The organism is Streptomyces sp. NA04227 (assembly GCF_013364195.1).
Taxonomy (GTDB): domain Bacteria; phylum Actinomycetota; class Actinomycetes; order Streptomycetales; family Streptomycetaceae; genus Streptomyces.
In genome coordinates, this window is record NZ_CP054918.1 from 7665023 (window position 1) to 7681015 (window position 15993).

Here is a 15993-nt window from a genome sequence, read left to right on the forward strand (position 1 = left end):
CAACGCAGGAGGAGAGGCGGCGACATTGCGCAGGGCGAGGGCTTCGGACGGGGCGCGACGGCGGGCCACCGTGACGGACGTGGCCCGCGTCGCCGGGGTCTCGACGGCGACGGTGTCCCGGGTGATGAACGGATCCTCCCCGGTCGCGGCCGCCACCAGGGAACGCGTCCAGGCGGCGATGGCCGAACTCGGCTTCGTCGTCAACGCCCATGCCCGGGCCCTCGCCGGAGTGTCGAACCGTACCGTCGGCATCGTCGTCAACGACGTCGTCTCGCCCTTCTACGCCTACATCGCGCACGGTGTGGAACGCGAGGCCGCCCGCGGCGACCGGCTCTGCCTGGTCTGCTGCACCCAGGGCGATCCCCAGCGCGAACTGGCCTTCATCGATCTGCTGCACGAACGCCGCGCGGACGCCGTGATCCTCGTCGGCGGCAGCACCGACGACCGCGACTACCGGGACGAACTCCGGCGCCGCGCCCAGCGGTTGAGCCTCGACGGCACCCGGCTCGTGCTGTGCGGGCGGCCCGGCGTCGGCGACGACGCCCCCACCGTGGGCGTCGAGTACGACAACGAGGGCGGCTCCTTCGCGATCACCGACCACCTCCTGACCCAGGGCCACGAGCGGATCCTCTACCTCGGCGGACCGCCCGGCCTGTCCACCACCGTCGACCGGCTGGCGGGCCACCGCCGGGCGTTGACCCTGCGAGGTGTCGCGGCCGACCCCGAACTGGTCCAATTGGGCGCCTTCAGCCGGGCCTTCGGCTACCGCCGGATGACCGAACTCCTGCGGGAGCGGCTCCGGTTCACCGCCGTCTTCGCGGGCAACGACATCGTCGCGGCCGGTGCCGCCGAGGCGCTGGAGGAGGCGGGCGTACGCGTCCCCGACGAGGTCTCCCTGGTCGGCTTCGACGACGTTCCGGTGGCCCAGGAGATGCGTCCGCGTCTGACGACCGTGCACGTACCCCTGGAGGAGATGGGCCGCCAGTCGGTACGGATGGCCGTGGGCGACGCCGACGACGAGGACTGGCGCGCCGCACCCTCCGGCCTGGTGCGCCTGGGCACCCACATCGTCGTACGCGACTCCGTGGCACCGCCCGCCGCGCGCTGACCCCGCGCCCGCACGAGGCCACCGGGACACCGATCGCCCGGCCCCGCACATCGACCGCCCGCGTCTCCCTCCCAAGGAGCAGCCGTCATGTCCGTACCGCCCCACCTCCTCCTCCCGCCCCCGGACCGTGTCCTGTCCTCCCGCACCGGCTGGACCCGGGCGCATTGGGAGGCGCTGGCCGACCGGATGCTGGCGGGCGTCGCGCCGTACGCCACGCCGGGCGGCGCGCAGTACCGCCTGCCCGGGCGGCACAGTTGGTCCGGCGTACAGGTGGACGGCCTGGAGGGCTTCGCGCGGACGTTCCTGCTCGCGGCATGCCGTATCGCCGGTGCGGGTGAGTCGGCGGACGCGGCCCTCGTGGAACGCTACGCGCGGGGGCTTGCGGCCGGTACCGATGCCCGCAGCGGCGAGTCCTGGCCCCAACTCACGGACTGTTCCCAGCAGATGGTGGAGGCGGCGTCCCTCGCGGTGGCCCTGCACGAGACCCGCCCGTGGATCTGGGACCGGCTCGACTCCGCCGTCCAGGAGCGCGTCGCCGACTGGCTGTCCGGATTCCTCGGCGCCCGCACCTGGGACAACAACTGGCGCCTGTTCCAGGTGGTCTGCGAGCAGTTCCTCGCCTCGGTCGGCGCCCCGCACCGCGCCGAGGACATCGAGGGCGGCCTCGACCGGATCGAGGACTGGTACCGCGGCGACGGCTGGTACACCGACGGCGACGGCCGCAACTTCGACTACTACATCGGCTGGGCGCTGCACCTCTACCCCTTGCTGTGGGCGCGCATCGCGGGGGAGGGCAACGACGGCGGCCGCGCCGCGACGTACCGGGAGCGCCTGCGGCTCTTCCTCACCGACTACCCGCGCTTCTTCGGCGCGGACGGCGCCCCCGTGCACCAGGGCCGCTCCCTCACCTACCGGGTCGCCGCCCTGGCCCCCGTCTGGATGGGCGCCCTCGCCGACTGCACCCCGCTCGCCCCCGGCCTGACCCGCCGTCTCGCCTCGGGCACCGCACGCCACTTCGCCGAGCGCGGCGTCCCCGACACACGCGGACTGCTCACCCTCGGCTGGTACGAGGAGTTCCTGCCCACCACCCAGCCGTACTCCGGCCCCGCCTCGCCGTACTGGGCCAGCAAAGGCTTCCTCGGCCTGCTCCTGCCGGACACCCACCCCGTGTGGACCGAGCACGAACTCCCGTTGCCCATCGAGGAGTTGGACGAGGATGGCGAATCGCGTGGGCGCGCCAGGTGGCCGCGACAGTGCACCACGCTCACCGCCCCCGGCTGGCTGCTGCACGCGACTCGCCACGACGGCATCGTCCGGCTGCTCAACCACGGCAGCGACCACAACCCGCCGCAGCCGGACGGTGCGGACCCCGCCGACGGAACCGAGGACCCGCACTACACCAAGCTCGCCTACTCCTCGGCGACCGCCCCCGACAGCGCCCCGCACGCCCATGCCCGGGGCATCGACAACCACCTGGCGCTGCTCGCCGCGGACGGCACCCCCACCCGGCGCCGCCGCATCCACCCCCTGCGCTGCGCGGACGGCGTGGCCGCCTCCTGGTACGCGGCGCGACTGCCCGGCGAGGCGGAGGGCGACGGCGAGAACGGCGACCGCGCCGGGGCGACCTGCCGTATCGAGACGACGAGCGTGCCGCACGGGCCCTGGGAGATCCGCGTCCACCGTGTCGAGGCGCCCCAGGGGTACGAAGTACGCGAAGGCGGCTGGTCCGTGGCCGCTACCGAGACCCCCGTCGGCACCACCGGCCCCGGCTGGGCGACCGTCCGCACGGCCGACGGCCTGACCAGCACCCTGGTCGCCCTCCACGGCTGGGGCTCGCACCCCGACGCCCGGATCGCCCGGGACGTGGCGGCCAACGCGTTCGGCCCCCATTCGGCAGTGCCCTGCCTGCACAGGGACGCCCACCCCGGCGGCACCGCCGTCTACGTGAGCCTGGTGGCGCTGGGCCGGGAGCCGGTGCATCCGGGGGCGTTGGCGGAGGCGGTGCGGGTGTCGGTCACCGAAGTCGGGGCGGTCGGGCTGGAGTTCTTGGACGGGAGGGTCGTGACGGTCTGAGGAAGGCGGGCCGGGAGAGGGCAGGAAGAGGGCGGGACGGAGGAGGGTCCGCCTGGAGAAGGCCGGTCTACGGTGGGCAGCCCCGCGCGGCCGCGACAGCAATGTCCGTACGAGATCAATGCTCGTACGAGATCAATGCTCGTACGAGGAAAGCCGGTTGGGCGTCCTCACTCGAAGTCGTAGACCGTTGTGGCGATGTCGCGGGCGCACAAGGTCTTGTCGATGATCGGCTCGATGCGGCTCCATTTGCCACCGGCCAGGCCGCAGCCGATACGGGGCATGTGGACCGAGGCGTCGGTGGCGAGGGCGTGTGCGGCGACGGCGTCCAGGCACCGTTCGACGGCGTCGTAGCGGATGGGCGGGCCACTGCTGCCGGTCTTCATCCCGTGTTGCGCGACCATGTTCGCGATCTCGATGTCCGCCTGGACCGGGACGAGTTGAACCGCTCCGAGCGCGAAGTCGTTGGCCGCGCGCTCGCGGTGCCAGCGACGGTACTCGCGCTCGGGTTCGGGCCACCTACGGGAGATCGCCAGCACGAATCCCTTGCCCCAGCCGCCGAGGTCGTTGCAGACATGGGCGATGATCTTGCGGCCCTTGGCCTGCGGGCTGGTCGCGTCGCCCGCGATGATCGTCAACGGTTTCATGGCGTCATGGTGGCCCGGACCGTGAAACGAGTCCAGCGCATTCGGGATTATCGGTGAGCAGGGGGTGAGGCCGCCGCCGGTCAAGTGAGGGCTGGTGAGAAGACGCGCCGTGAGTCGCCCGGAGGGACCAACTCGCGGGAGCCACAAGCCAGTTCGTCGACCGTCCGAAGAACTGTCAGCGCCGTGACTATTCATGGGCGGGGAACGCCCATATGGTGTGCGACCTTCGAGCTCTGGGGGGTCTCGTGAAAGTACCGATGAGCGAGCGGCTGGGAGGCTGACCATGGCACGACGACTTCTCGTCGCGGCGCTCGCCGTCGCGATCACCCTCATTCCCTCGGCCGCGGCACAGACGCACATTCCCTCGGCTTCGGCACGCGCGCACGTTCCCCCGGCTGTGGCACACACGCAGTCCTGGCAACACGTTCCGGTCCCGGCGGAGGTGCGCCCGCAAGCCGGGCTGAACGAGGCCGTGGCGCTCGGGCCGGACCAGGCGTGGGCGGTGGGTGCCGAGGCCGTCGGCCGCGAGGCGCCGGGCTTCCCGATGGTGCTGCGCTGGGACGGAACCGCGTGGCAGCGCCAGAGCCTGACCGGGATCGGCTGGCAGGGCGAGTTGCTGTCCATCGGCGCGACCTCACCCACCGAGGTCTGGGCGGTCGGTCGCGACACGGCGGGCGGTTCCCACCTGCTCCGCTTCGACGGCACCGCCTGGACCGAGGACCTGCCGCCGAGCGATGTCGTACTGACCAAGGTCGTCACCGGCGGCGGCGAGACCTGGCTGATCGGTTCGCGGGGCGGCGCGCAGGCACTGCTGCGCCGCGACGGGAACAACTGGCGGGACGTGCCGGTGCCGCCGGGATCGGTGTACGGCCTGCACGTCCTGGCGGCCGACGACGTCTGGGCGGCGGGCGAGACCGGTAGCGGGGCGGCGGTGTCGCACTGGGACGGGCAGGCGTGGCAGCAGACGATCGTGGACGGGGCCCCGAGGTCGGCCGTGGGCAGCGTGGTGGCGGTCTCACCGACGGAGGTGTGGGCCGGTGGCACGGCCGGGTTCATCGGCGGCCCGCCCGGCCGCCCGATCCCGCCGCTCCTTGTCCGCTGGGACGGACAGACCTGGAGCAGGGTGAGCATGCCCACCGACTTCGGCGGCATCAACTCACTGACGCCCGGCCCGTCCGGCGGTCTCGGCTGGGTCTCGGTGACCCGCTCGCTGAAGTGGGACACCTCGGGCGGTACGTCCAAGCTCGTCCCCGGGCCGGACTTCCTCGCCTGGAACGGTCAGTCGTTCACCGAGCACAGTGAACCGGCGGTGCCCGGGGAGGGTGACTCCTCGCTGCTGCGGCTGGCGCCGGTGCCGGGCACCGAATCGGTGTGGTCGGTCGGCCGCGCCACCGTTCCCGACGGCACCTTCGCCCCGCGCATCCTGCGATTCGGCTGAGAGGACGGGAGGGCGGGAAGACGGGAGGACGAACGGTGACGCATGGGTTCCGTCTCAGCGGCGGACGGCGCCCAGCGTCCCGCGCGAAGCCTCGGCCGACGCCCCAACTCACGTAGTACGTACCGCACTTGGTGAGCTCGCAGCCGCGCGGGCCGGGATGTCCATCCCGTCACCGACCGGCAGCGACGTCCCCCGCGGCCAACGGCACCTCGCCTCGCACCACGAAGCCCCCCTCCGGCGTGGGACCGGCGCTCAGGTGGCCGCCAAGGAGGGCGGCGCGTTCGCGCAGGCCGAGGATGCCGTGGCCGCCTCCGGGCAGGTCGGGGCGGAGGGCGCCGGTGGCGGGGGCGTCGTTGTGGACCGTCATGCGGAGGGTGTCGGTGCCGACGTCGACGGTCACCGTGGAGGGCGCGCCCGGGGCGTGTTTGCGGGCGTTGGTGAGGGCTTCCTGGACGATGCGGTAGGCGGTGCGTTCGGCGGCCTCGGGGAGGCCGCGGCCGTTCGCGCCGGTGACCGTGAGGCGGGTGTCGGTGCCGGACTGGGCGACGAGTTCGGGCAGGTCGGCAAGGCGTGGCTGGGGTGCCAGGGCGGTCGGTCCGGCACCGGCCGCCCGCAGCACCACGATCATGCCGCGGAGTTCCTCCAGCGTCCCGGTGGCCAGGGTGCGCAGGGTGCCCGCGGTCTCCTTGACCCGCGGGTCGCGGGTGGTGACTTCGAGCGCCCCGGCCTGGACGGCCATCAGGCTCGCGCGGTGCGAGATCACGTCGTGCATCTCCCGGGCCAGCCGGGCGTGTTCGCGGGCCAGGACGGTACGGGCGTGGAGTTCGCGCTCGTGGTCGCGCAGGGTGGCGAGCTCGGCGACGCGTTCCGACAGGTCCTGCCGGGTCTGGGCGAGCAGGCCGACCACGGCCGGTCCGACGCCCAGCAGCAGCGAGTAGAGCAGCCATTGGGTGACGGTGCCCGGCGGCGTCTCGGCGAACTTGCTGAGCGGCCAGGGCACGAAGCTGCCCGCCACGACCAGGGCGACGGCGAGCTTGACCTGCCAGTCGAAGCGACGGTGGCGGGCCAGCGTGCCCAGCGCCACGATCGCGGCGAGCAGCGCGACTCCCGCGAACAGGCCGGGCAGTGTCAGGGCCAGGACCGGACGCGGGTACCGGCGGCGCAGCAGAAGCCCCGCGGCCGCGAGGAAGGAGAGCACGGTCTGCCACGGCTGCATCGAGGGCACCGAGAACGCGACATCGAGCGCGGCCAGGGCCGTGACGGCGAGGTCGCAGGGCCAGCCCCGCAGTCGGCGCGCGATCCGGCCGGTGCGCGACCAGTGCCGTACGGTCCCGTCGGCGGCAGTGCCGCTCATCCGGCGCCCTCGCGACGGTCGGCGGGCGGACACGGCACTTCGACGGGCGCGAGGAGCCCGGCCCGTTCGGCGATCACCGCGGCCTGCACCCGGTTGGCCACGCCGAGCTTGGTCAGGACGGCGCTGACGTCGTCCTTCGCGGTGGCGACGGAGAAGAACATACGGGCCGCGATCTCCACGTTGGACCGCCCGTGCCCGATGTGGGTGAGCACCTCGCGCTCGCGGCCGGTCAGCCGTCGTACCGCGTGCGCCGAGGGCGTCGGCTCCTCGGCGCCTGCGGGTCCGCCGTCGCGCAGCCGCCGCACCACCGAGGACGAGAGGCATCCGGCGCCGGTCGCGAGCGCCCGTACGGAACGGATCAGCCGGTCCGGGTCGGTGTCCTTGAGCAGGAAGCCGCCCGCGCCCAGGGCGAGCGCCTCGCCGAGGTACTCGTCGGTGTCGAAGGTGGTGAGCATGGCGACCTCGGGCGGCTCCGGCAGGCGGCGGATGCGGCGCAGCAGGGTCAGCCCGTCGACGTCGGGCATCCGGATGTCGAGGAGCACCACGTCCGGCCGGTGGTCCCGTACCGCCGCCAGAGCCCGGCCGCCCTCGCAGGAGGCGACCACGTCGATGTCCCCGGCGCTGCCCAGGATCATGGTGAGCCCCGACCGGATGAGGCCCTCGTCGTCGACGACGAGCACCCGCAGCGGCGGCGCGGATTGCGTGGTCGGGCGCACGGTGAGGTTCCTTCCGGCGCGGGGAGGCCTGAGCGGTACCGCGGGGATGAGCGCCGGGCACCGCGAGGGTGACCGAGGGACGCCGCGGTGATGACGGTTGGCGACCACATTGCGGGAGACCGGCCCTCTCGGGCCACACCCGGCAGTGGATCTGTCTGAGATCTCACATGTGCCCCGACCGGTGAACCTCCTGCCCTTTCTTTCCGTCCGACCCGCCCGTGACCTGCCGCTTCGGGCCGCCTCCAGCCTCTCTCGGCTCTCTCGGCCAGCCGTCCTCTAGTGGTTCGCATCCCGCCTGTCCACCCGCCGGTCGGCTGCTTTCCCCGCCGGTCGGGGGTGGCCGGGCAGCCCGCCGGGTGGACCTCGCCCCGCGAAGTCGGATTTGCCGGTGGAGATCTGTTGATTCCACGCCGCGGCCCGCAGGCTTCCCCTCACGAATTGCTCGCGATGTGCCACCCCCCACCGTGGCGCCAGGACTCAGGGAGCCTCCACGTGACCCGACGCAAGACCGCCCTCGCCACGGCGACAGCACTCGCCGCCGCCTCAGTCGTCGCGGGAGCCATAGCCGTGCCCTCCGCCATGGCCGAGCCGGCCGACGGCACCGCCGCCCGCCAGAGCGACACGGCCACCAAGGGTGTCCGTGGCGCGGCGGCGCGGGCGGCCAAGGAGGGCGTCAACTGGCAGGAGTGCCCGGCCGATTGGGGTCTGAAGGCGCCGGTGCAGTGCGGCTGGGTCACCGTCCCGGTCGACTACGCGGACCCGCGGGGCGACACCATCAAGCTGGCCGTCTCCCGGCTGCGCAGCAGCGGCGGCAAGGGCGAGCACCAGGGCTCCCTGCTCTACAACCCGGGCGGCCCCGGCGGCTCGGGTCTCGACTTCCCGCTCGGCGCCACCGACAAGGACGGCGTGTGGGCCAAGACCTCCCGCGCCTACGACTTCGTCGGCTTCGACCCGCGCGGCGTCGGCCACTCCGCCCCGATCTCCTGCGTCGACCCCAAGGAGTACGCCAAGTCGCCCAAGCCCGACCCGGTACCGGACGACGAGGCCGACAAGCAGGCCCAGCGCAAGCTGGCGCAGGAGTACGCCGAGGGCTGCGAGGAGCGCGGCGGCGCCCTGCTCCCGCACATGACCACCAAGAACACCGCACGCGACCTGGACGTCATCCGGGCGGCACTCGGCGAGAAGAAGCTCAACTACCTGGGGGTCTCCTACGGGACGTACCTGGGCGCGGTCTACGCCCACCTCTTCCCCGGTCACGTACGCCGGATGATCCTGGACAGCGTCGTCAACCCGGCCCCCGAGAAGATCTGGTACCAGGCCAACCTCGACCAGGACGTGGCCTTCGAGGGCCGCTGGAACGACTGGAAGAACTGGGTCGCCGAGCACAACGACGCCTACGGACTGGGCGACAGCGCCGACGACGTGCAGGCCGCCTGGGACGAACTGCGCACCACCGCCAAGGAGAAGCCGCTCGGCGGCAAGGTGGGCCCGGCCGAACTCCTCAGCTTCTTCCAGAAGGCCGCCTACGCGGACGCTGTCTGGCCCAAGGTGGCCGCGGCCCTCTCCGCGTACGCCCTGGGCGACGAGCAGCCGCTGGTGAAGGCCGCGGCCCCGGACATGTCCGATGCCGCGAAGCTCGCCTCGGACGAGAACGGCAACGCCGTCTACACCGCCGTGGAGTGCAACGACACCCAGTGGCCCGGCGACTGGCAGCAGTGGGACAAGGACTCCGAACGGCTGCACGCCGAGCACCCGTTCATGACCTGGTCCAACACCTGGATGAACCTGCCCTGCGCCAACTGGCCGCTCCAGCACGACAACAAGCCGCTCGACATCAAGCCCGGCAAGAAGCTCCCGGCCACCCTGATCCTGCAGGCCGAGCGCGACGCGGCCACCCCGTACGAGGGCGCCGTCGAACTCCACAAGCGTCTCAAGGGCTCCCGTCTGATCACCGAGAAGGACGCGGGCTCGCACGGCACCTCCGGCGGCACCAACTCCTGCATCAACGACCGGGTCGACGCCTACCTCCTCAAGGGCGAGACCGGCGCCGAGGACACCGTGTGCGAGCCGCACGAGCTGCCGGAGCCGGAGCAGGCGAAGTGACCGAAGCGCTCCGGCGACGGAAGTAGCGGGGCCGACGGCGCGGTGTCGCCGCCGCCGTGAGCGGTGCGGTGGCGGAGTCCGGGCCCGGGCCGAGCAGAGGGGCGTTCCTACGGGGGGACGCCCCTCTTGCTCAGCCGCCCCAGCTCGCCGTTGCCCGCGGACCGAAAGGACTCCTTCGAGCGGCAGGCCCCGCTCTTCGCCCGCCGCGCCCCGCTACGGTCACGGCGCGGGCGGCGTCCGCCGCTCCGTCAGCGAACCGCCCAACTCCCGTGCCCTGCGCACGAATGCCTCGTACAGGTCCTGCGCCGCCTGGGGTACGGACTCGGCCCTGCGGCGCTGCAACATCAGCAGCACCCGGGTCGTGTCGTTCTCGATCGGGCGGTACGTGAGGGTGCCGTGCCGTTCCAGCGGGTCGCCCACCACGCTGAAGTCGGGCAGGACCGTCGCTCCCAGGCCCTCGGCCACCATGAGCTTGCCCATCTCGGCGCCGTCGGTGGAGTACGAGAACGACGGGGTGCGGCCGTCGAGGAGCCGGTGCACATAGCGGTGCATGACGTATCCGGCGCGCATCGCGATCAGCGGCTGGGTGAGCAGGTCGGACACCGACACCGTCGGCCCGGCGGCGAGCGGGCTGTCGGGGCGCACGCACACCACCGGACGGCCGTGCAGCAACCGGGTCGACTCGAAGCCCGTGGGAGTGTCGTCCCCGTCCAGGTGGTTCACCAGGCCGAGGTCGAAGCCGCCCTCGGACAGGGCCCGCAGAATGTCCGTCTGCTGGGCGCCGACCACCTCGACCTGGGTGACCGGATGGCTGGTTCGGAACCGTCGTACCACCGGGACGAGAAGAGGTACCGTCGCCGCGTTCACCGTGCCGACGCGCACCATACGGCTGATCCGGTGCTGTTCGCCCGCCGCGGCCCGCAGCCGGTCCACCGCCTCCAGGACACGCACGATGTGCGGCAGGAGTTCGCGGCCCTCCGCGCTCATCGTGGCGCCGGAGCGCTTTCGCTCCAGGAGATCGACGCCCAGTTCGCGTTCCAGGTTGCGCACCGTCTCGCTCAACGCGGGCTGCGAAAGGCGCATTTCCTCGGCGGCGCGGCGCAGTGAACCGAGTCGTGTCACCGCGGCTATGTATTCCAGTTGTTCTGTCCGCACGACAGCACAATGCGCTTGATTCCGAAGGGCGTTCAAGGGTTTCCCTGTTACGCGTTCGTGAAAATCAATGATCCGTGATGTGAGACCGGTCGGGTTTTCCTTGACGTCTTTCGCCGACGACTGCGACCATCGAGAACATGCAGAAGCGACTGGACCTCACCCGGCGACGCCACGTCGACCTGGCACGTGTCTCCAGCGCCTCCTGTCGCACCGCGGCCTGACCCTCCCGGTCCTGCCCCCTCCCGGGCCCTGACCTTCCCGGTCCGCCGCGTTCCTCCGCTCTACGGCAGCCCTTTGCCGCAGAGCAGGTATCCCGTCGCCCGCGCAGTCCCCGGCATCGGACAGCGCCGCGCATTCCACCGTTTCCCCGGTCCTTTCGACGCGGGGCGTTCTCGCAATCCCCGAACCATTCGCCGCAGGAGTTCCACATGCCCGCAGCACCCCTGAAATTCGCCTACTGGGTCCCCAACGTTAGCGGGGGACTCGTCACCAGCACCATCGAGCAACGCACCGACTGGGGCTACGAATACAACCGCGAACTCGCTGTCCTCGCCGAGAACAACGGCTTCGAGTACGCGCTCAGCCAGGTCCGCTACATGGCCAGTTACGGTGCCGAGTACCAGCACGAGTCGACCAGCTTCAGCCTCGCCCTGCTGCTCGCCACCCAGCGGCTGAAGGTCATCGCCGCCGTCCATCCGGGCCTGTGGCACCCCGGCGCAGGACTCCACCTTCGAAGACCTCGTGCAGTACAACGACGGCTTCCGCACCGGCCTGATCGGCACTCCGGAGCAGATCGCCATGGGGGCACCGCCCAGGCATTCAGCGCTGGGGGAGCATCGTCGCCAACAAGAAGCTCGGCGTCGACCTGCTCCTCCTCGGCTTCCTGCACTACCACGAAGAGGTCGAGTACTTCGGGCGGCGCGTACTGCCGCTCGTACGCGAACTGGAGGCGCAACTCCCGGAAACGGGCCCGGAGGCAGACGTCGACGCCGACGCCGACGCGGAGAGGGGCGCGGCCTCGGGCGTGAGCGCGGCTTCCACGTCCGCCCACGTCTGAACCGGCTCGTTCCGTCCGCGCGACTCCTTCCGGGCGACTCCTTCCGCGCCGAGCACCGGCGGTTCGCCACCCAACCGCCGGCGCCGAGCCCCCGCCCCCGAACCACCCGACCCCACCCGGTACTTGAGACCGTCCCCGCCCCCGCGGCGGCTCCCGCGCGGAGCCGCCCTCCTCCCGAAAGAGGACCGCATGGCCACCGTCCTGTCCGTCTCCGGCAGTCCCTCCGCCTCCTCGCGTACCAACCGGCTGCTCCGGCATCTCGACCGGCGCCTGACCGCACAGGGCCACGAGGTCGTCCCGCTCGACGTCCGCACCATCCCGGCCGAGGCGCTGCTCGGCGCGGACTTCGGGCATCCGGCGATCGTCGAGGCGACCGAGCTCGTCGCCCGCGCCGACGGTGTCGTCGTCGGCACCCCCGTCTACAAGGCGTCGTACTCCGGAGTCCTCAAGGCGCTTCTCGACCTGCTGCCGCAGTACGCCCTCGCCGGAAAGACCGTGCTGCCGCTGGCCACCGGCGGCACCGTCGCCCACGTCCTCGCGATCGACTACGCCCTGCGCCCGGTGCTCGGCTCGATGGGCGCGGACCATGTGGTGCCGGGCTGGTTCACGCTCGACAAGGACATCACCGTGCACGAGGACGGGTCGCTGACCCTCGCGCCGGCCGCCGGTGAGGCCCTCGGGCAGGTCGTCGACCGGTTCTCGGCCGCCCTCGGGTACCGGCCCGTCCTGGCCGCGGCGGGCTGACCGTGACCGCCCATGTCATCGCCGACGAGGCCGAGGCCCTGACCGTGGCCGCCGCCCTCGCAGCGGAGTTCCGTGCCGAAGCGGGCCGACGGGACGCCGAACGCAGGCTGCCGCTCCGGGAGTTGGACCGGCTCTCCGCCTCCGGACTGCTCGCCGTCACCGTTCCCGCCGAGCACGGGGGAGCGGACGTGAGCGCCCTGACCCTGGCGGAGATCTTCCGGCTGCTCGCCTCGGCCGACAGCAGCATCGCCCAGATCCCCCAGAGCCACTTCGTCTACGTCAATGTGATCCGGCGCCAAGGCACCCCGGAGCAACGGAAGTTCTTCTTCGCCGAGCTGCTCGCGGGCCGCCGATTCGGCAACGCCCAGTCCGAGGCGGGCACCCGGCACGTCCAGGACATCCGCACCCGGCTGACGGCACGGCCGGACGGCTCGTACGTACTGGACGGGGTCAAGCACTACTCCACTGGTACCCTGTTCGCCGACTGGATCCCGGTGCTGGCCCGCACCGAGGACGAAGCGCTGCACGTCGCGTATGTGCCGCGCGACGCCCCCGGCGTCACCGTCGTCGACGACTGGGACGGCCTCGGCCAGCGGACGACCGCGAGCGGCACCGTCCGGCTGGACGCCGTCTCCGTACCGGCCGACCGTGTCCTGCCCCATCATCTCACCTTCGAAGGACCCCAACTCCACGGTGCGGTGGCCGAGTTGCTCCATGCCGCCATCGACGCCGGCATCGCAGGAGCGGCACTCGCCGAGGCGGCGGAGTTCGTCCGGACGAAGAGTCGTCCCTGGTTCGAGAGCGGCGTCGAAACGGCCGCCGAGGACCCCTTGTTGATCCAGCGGTTCGGTGAACTGGCCCTGGACACAAGGGCGTCGGAGGCGCTGCTGCGCGAGGCCGCCCGTGCGGTGGACGCGGCACAGGCTCACCTCACCGACGACTCGGCGGCCGAGGCATCGATCGCGGTGGCCGCCGCGAAGGTGGGGGCGGCCAGGGCCGCGGTGGAGGTGGCGAGCGCGCTCTTCGAAGTGTCCGGCACCCGTTCGGCGCGCAACGCCCTGAATCTGCACCGGTATTGGCGCGACGCCCGTACGCACACCCTGCACGACCCGGCCCGCTGGAAGATCCAGCACATCGGCCGGTACGTACTCAACGGCACCCGGCCGCCCCGCCACGGCCTGCTCTGAACCGAACAACCCCCGGACACTCCCGAACGGAGACCCTCGTGTCCCTCACCTTCCACTGGTTCCTGCCCACCAACGGCGACAGTCGGCACGTCGTCGGAGGCGGCCACGGCACGCACGTCACCGCCTCGGGACGGGACCGGCCGCCGACGGTCGCCTATCTGAGCCAGATCGCCCGCGCCGCCGAGGACCTCGGCTTCGTCGGGGCGCTCACTCCCACCGGTGCCTGGTGCGAGGACGCCTGGCTGACCACGGCCATGGTCAGCCAGCACACCGAGCGCCTGAAGTTCCTGGTCGCCTTCCGGCCCGGCTTCGTCTCGCCGACGCTCGCCGCGCAGATGGCCGACACCTTCCAGCGGCAGACCGGGGGACGGCTGCTCCTCAACGTCGTGACCGGCGGCGAGAGCCACGAGCAGCGCGCCTACGGCGACTTCCTGGACAAGGAAGCGCGCTACCGGCGCACCGGCGAATTCCTGAAGATCGTACGGGGGTTGTGGTCGGGCGGGACGGTCGATCTGGCCGGGGAGCACCTCCATGTGGAGGACGCCAGGCTGGCCCGGTTGCCCGACCCGGTGCCCGAGGTGTACTTCGGCGGCTCGTCGCCGATCGCGGGCGAGATCGCCGCGAAGCACGTCGACGTGTATCTCACCTGGGGCGAGCCGCCCGCCCAGGTGGCCGAGAAGATCGAGTGGATCCGTACCCTCGCCGAGAAGGAGGGCCGCACCGTCCGCTTCGGCGTACGGCTGCACGTCATCACCCGCGACACCGCGGCACAGGCCTGGGCGGAGGCGGACCGGCTGCTCGCGGGCTTCGACCCCGCGACCGTGAAGTCCGTACAGGAAGGCCTCGCCCGCAGCGAGTCCGAGGGCCAGCGGCGGATGCTGGCCCTGCACGGCGGCAGCCGGGACGGCCTGGAGATCCACCCCCACCTCTGGGCCGGGATCGGGCTGGTCCGCGGCGGCGCCGGGACCGCGCTGGTCGGCAGCCACAAGGAGGTCGCCGGTCTGATCAAGGAGTACGCGGCCGTCGGCATCGAGGAGTTCGTCCTCTCCGGCTATCCGCACCTGGAGGAGGCGTACTGGTTCGGCGAGGGCGTGCTGCCGAGGCTCGCCGCCGAGGGTCTGTGGCAGCACCCGTCCGGATCGCGGGCGGCCTCGGCGGCCCGGGTGCCCTTCGCGGGATGAACGGGCCCGCCGGTTCGGGGCTACGGTGACTCCGCTCCCCGAACCCCGCCCGGGCCACGCCCACACCCGTGTTCGCGGCCTCGGCGGGCCGAGCGGTCCCGACGGACCCGCTCAGCCGTCGAGCAGGCGCCAGGAGGTGAGGGCCAGCCGGGCCCTCATCAGCCCGGCGGGCTCGGTGAGTTCCATGCCCAGGGCCCTACCGATGTGGTCGAGGCGGCGGGCGACGCTGCTGTGGTGCAGATGCAGCAGTTCGGCGGCCCTGCGCAGCGAGCCCGTGACGCAATAGGCGTCCAGGGTGTCGAGATCGTCGGCTCCGGCGGCCAGGCGCCCGATGGCGGCCAGGTCCCTGTTCTCGCGGACGAGGTCCTCGGGCACCTCCGCGAGCAGCGCCAGCGCGCCCAAGTCGCCGTATCCGACGACCGGTTCGCGTGGGCTGGTGAAGCGCAAGGCGGTACGGGCCTCCCGCCAGGACAACTCGGGGCTGTGGCTGCTGCCGATCCCGGCGCGTACGTCCGCGGGGAACCGGGTCCGGTCCACGGTGGTGGCCAGGATGACCCCCACCTCGGCGAGGGGCGCCGCCTTCACCGGGCGGGCGGGGCAGATCAGGCTGCCCACCCGGTCGAGCGGAAGCGGCGAACGTACCGCGACGACATGGACCGGCAGGCCGACGGCGAAGCCCAACAGCCGCAGGGCGCGGGCCCGGGCCGCCTCGTCGCTCTCGGAGCTGACCGCCAGTTCGACGAGGGCGGGGTCCGCCATGGTGGTACGGGCGGGGCCGTACCGTTCGACGACTCCCGCCACCGCGAGGGCCAGCCGGTCCAGCAGCACCTCGTCGAGCGGACTGGGTCGGCCGGGCCGTTCCAGCCAGACGGTGCCGATCTCCTCCTCGTCCAGAGTGATCGGCACGGTGCTGGACGCGTCCCCGGGCGGCGCGGCCGCCTCGGTGCCGTCGGGACGCAGCCGCAGGACCCGCCCGGTGCTGTGCAGCCGGATCCCCGCCACGCACTCGGCCAGGCCCGCGGAGGCGCGGGCGAGCGCGGGCAGATCCACCCGTCGCCGCATCAGGGTGTCGTAGAACATCACGACGCGGATCGCGCCTTCGACTTGGGAATCCAGTCGGGAGAGTCGTTCGGCCAGGGCCTCCATGAGGGGAGGATAGGCGCCGCCCGGCGGACGCGGCGGGCGGGATACCCGACGGGCGTCGGATGATCCGCGCGGCCGCGGCACCGAGGA

At 72.3% G+C, this 15993-nt stretch carries 13 protein-coding genes and 1 pseudogene; 9 read left to right on the forward strand and 5 right to left on the reverse strand.

Going from position 1 to position 15993, the window contains the following annotated elements; all coding sequences use genetic code 11:
- Window positions 1-25: 25 nt before the first annotated feature.
- The gene (locus HUT18_RS32265; protein WP_217710539.1) at window positions 26-1108 is read left to right on the forward strand and encodes a LacI family DNA-binding transcriptional regulator; all 1083 of its coding nucleotides are present in this window, start codon (window positions 26-28) and stop codon (window positions 1106-1108) included.
- Between the two features lie 87 nt (window positions 1109-1195).
- Window positions 1196-3181: a DUF2264 domain-containing protein gene (locus HUT18_RS32270; protein WP_176104038.1), complete on the forward strand. Its 1986-nt coding sequence runs from the start codon at window positions 1196-1198 to the stop codon at window positions 3179-3181.
- Between the two features lie 167 nt (window positions 3182-3348).
- On the opposite strand, the gene HUT18_RS32275 is transcribed toward HUT18_RS32270, so the two are convergent.
- Window positions 3349-3825 (reverse strand): macro domain-containing protein, encoded by a 477-nt coding sequence (locus HUT18_RS32275; protein ID WP_176104039.1) that lies wholly within the window; start codon window positions 3823-3825, stop codon window positions 3349-3351.
- Between the two features lie 283 nt (window positions 3826-4108).
- Between HUT18_RS32275 and HUT18_RS32280 the strand changes: the two genes are divergently transcribed.
- Window positions 4109-5263 carry a hypothetical protein gene (locus tag HUT18_RS32280; protein WP_176104040.1) on the forward strand — a complete coding sequence of 385 codons (1155 nt, stop codon included), beginning with the start codon at window positions 4109-4111 and terminating at the stop codon, window positions 5261-5263.
- 169 nt (window positions 5264-5432) lie between these two features.
- Here HUT18_RS32280 and HUT18_RS32285 read toward each other — a convergent pair whose 3' ends face one another.
- Window positions 5433-6617 carry a sensor histidine kinase gene (locus tag HUT18_RS32285; RefSeq protein ID WP_176104041.1) on the reverse strand — a complete coding sequence of 395 codons (1185 nt, stop codon included), beginning with the start codon at window positions 6615-6617 and terminating at the stop codon, window positions 5433-5435.
- Entirely contained in the window at window positions 6614-7333 is a 720-nt protein-coding gene (locus HUT18_RS32290) for a response regulator transcription factor (protein ID WP_303246568.1), read from the reverse strand. The genes HUT18_RS32285 and HUT18_RS32290 overlap by 4 nt, the downstream gene beginning before the upstream one ends.
- Window positions 7334-7825: 492 nt before the next feature.
- Here HUT18_RS32290 and HUT18_RS32295 point away from each other — a divergent pair, with 492 nt between their 5' ends.
- Window positions 7826-9436: an alpha/beta hydrolase gene (locus tag HUT18_RS32295; RefSeq protein ID WP_254878901.1), complete on the forward strand. Its 1611-nt coding sequence runs from the start codon at window positions 7826-7828 to the stop codon at window positions 9434-9436.
- A gap of 219 nt (window positions 9437-9655) precedes the next feature.
- Here HUT18_RS32295 and HUT18_RS32300 read toward each other — a convergent pair whose 3' ends face one another.
- A complete protein-coding gene (locus tag HUT18_RS32300) occupies window positions 9656-10591 on the reverse strand; it encodes a LysR family transcriptional regulator (RefSeq protein ID WP_176104043.1) in 936 nt (311 codons plus the stop codon).
- Window positions 10592-10728: 137 nt separating this feature from the next.
- Between HUT18_RS32300 and HUT18_RS34390 the strand changes: the two genes are divergently transcribed.
- The 5 genes and pseudogenes from HUT18_RS34390 (at window position 10729) to HUT18_RS32320 (ending at window position 14760) form a co-directional block, all read left to right on the forward strand.
- Window positions 10729-10812 (forward strand): putative leader peptide, encoded by an 84-nt coding sequence (locus HUT18_RS34390; protein ID WP_368661577.1) that lies wholly within the window; start codon window positions 10729-10731, stop codon window positions 10810-10812.
- A gap of 207 nt (window positions 10813-11019) precedes the next feature.
- A pseudogene (locus HUT18_RS32305) lies at window positions 11020-11555 on the forward strand (LLM class flavin-dependent oxidoreductase); the annotation flags it as partial.
- A 282-nt stretch (window positions 11556-11837) separates the two neighbouring features.
- On the forward strand, window positions 11838-12392 hold the full coding sequence (gene ssuE / locus HUT18_RS32310; RefSeq protein WP_176104044.1) for an NADPH-dependent FMN reductase: 555 nt from the start codon (window positions 11838-11840) through the stop codon (window positions 12390-12392).
- A gap of 2 nt (window positions 12393-12394) precedes the next feature.
- Window positions 12395-13579, forward strand: coding sequence for an SfnB family sulfur acquisition oxidoreductase (locus HUT18_RS32315; RefSeq protein WP_176104045.1), 1185 nt, complete (start codon window positions 12395-12397; stop codon window positions 13577-13579).
- 38 nt (window positions 13580-13617) lie between these two features.
- Complete coding sequence (locus HUT18_RS32320) at window positions 13618-14760, forward strand: LLM class flavin-dependent oxidoreductase (RefSeq protein WP_176104046.1); 1143 nt, start codon at window positions 13618-13620, stop codon at window positions 14758-14760.
- Window positions 14761-14871: 111 nt separating this feature from the next.
- Here the strand turns inward: HUT18_RS32320 and HUT18_RS32325 are convergent, their stop codons facing one another.
- Window positions 14872-15906 carry a helix-turn-helix domain-containing protein gene (locus HUT18_RS32325; RefSeq protein WP_176104047.1) on the reverse strand — a complete coding sequence of 345 codons (1035 nt, stop codon included), beginning with the start codon at window positions 15904-15906 and terminating at the stop codon, window positions 14872-14874.
- Window positions 15907-15993 lie beyond the last annotated feature (87 nt).

Bases quoted from the DNA above. Each gene is read 5' to 3' on its own strand.
- HUT18_RS32280 (WP_176104040.1), top strand. From the start codon at position 4,109: ATGGCACGACGACTTCTCGTCGCGGCGCTCGCCGTCGCGATCACCCTC.
- HUT18_RS32285 (WP_176104041.1), bottom strand. From the start codon at position 6,617: ATGAGCGGCACTGCCGCCGACGGGACCGTACGGCACTGGTCGCGCACC.
- HUT18_RS32275 (WP_176104039.1), bottom strand. From the start codon at position 3,825: ATGAAACCGTTGACGATCATCGCGGGCGACGCGACCAGCCCGCAGGCC.
- HUT18_RS32325 (WP_176104047.1), bottom strand. From the start codon at position 15,906: ATGGAGGCCCTGGCCGAACGACTCTCCCGACTGGATTCCCAAGTCGAA.
- HUT18_RS34390 (WP_368661577.1), top strand. From the start codon at position 10,729: ATGCAGAAGCGACTGGACCTCACCCGGCGACGCCACGTCGACCTGGCA.
- HUT18_RS32270 (WP_176104038.1), top strand. From the start codon at position 1,196: ATGTCCGTACCGCCCCACCTCCTCCTCCCGCCCCCGGACCGTGTCCTG.
- ssuE (WP_176104044.1), top strand. From the start codon at position 11,838: ATGGCCACCGTCCTGTCCGTCTCCGGCAGTCCCTCCGCCTCCTCGCGT.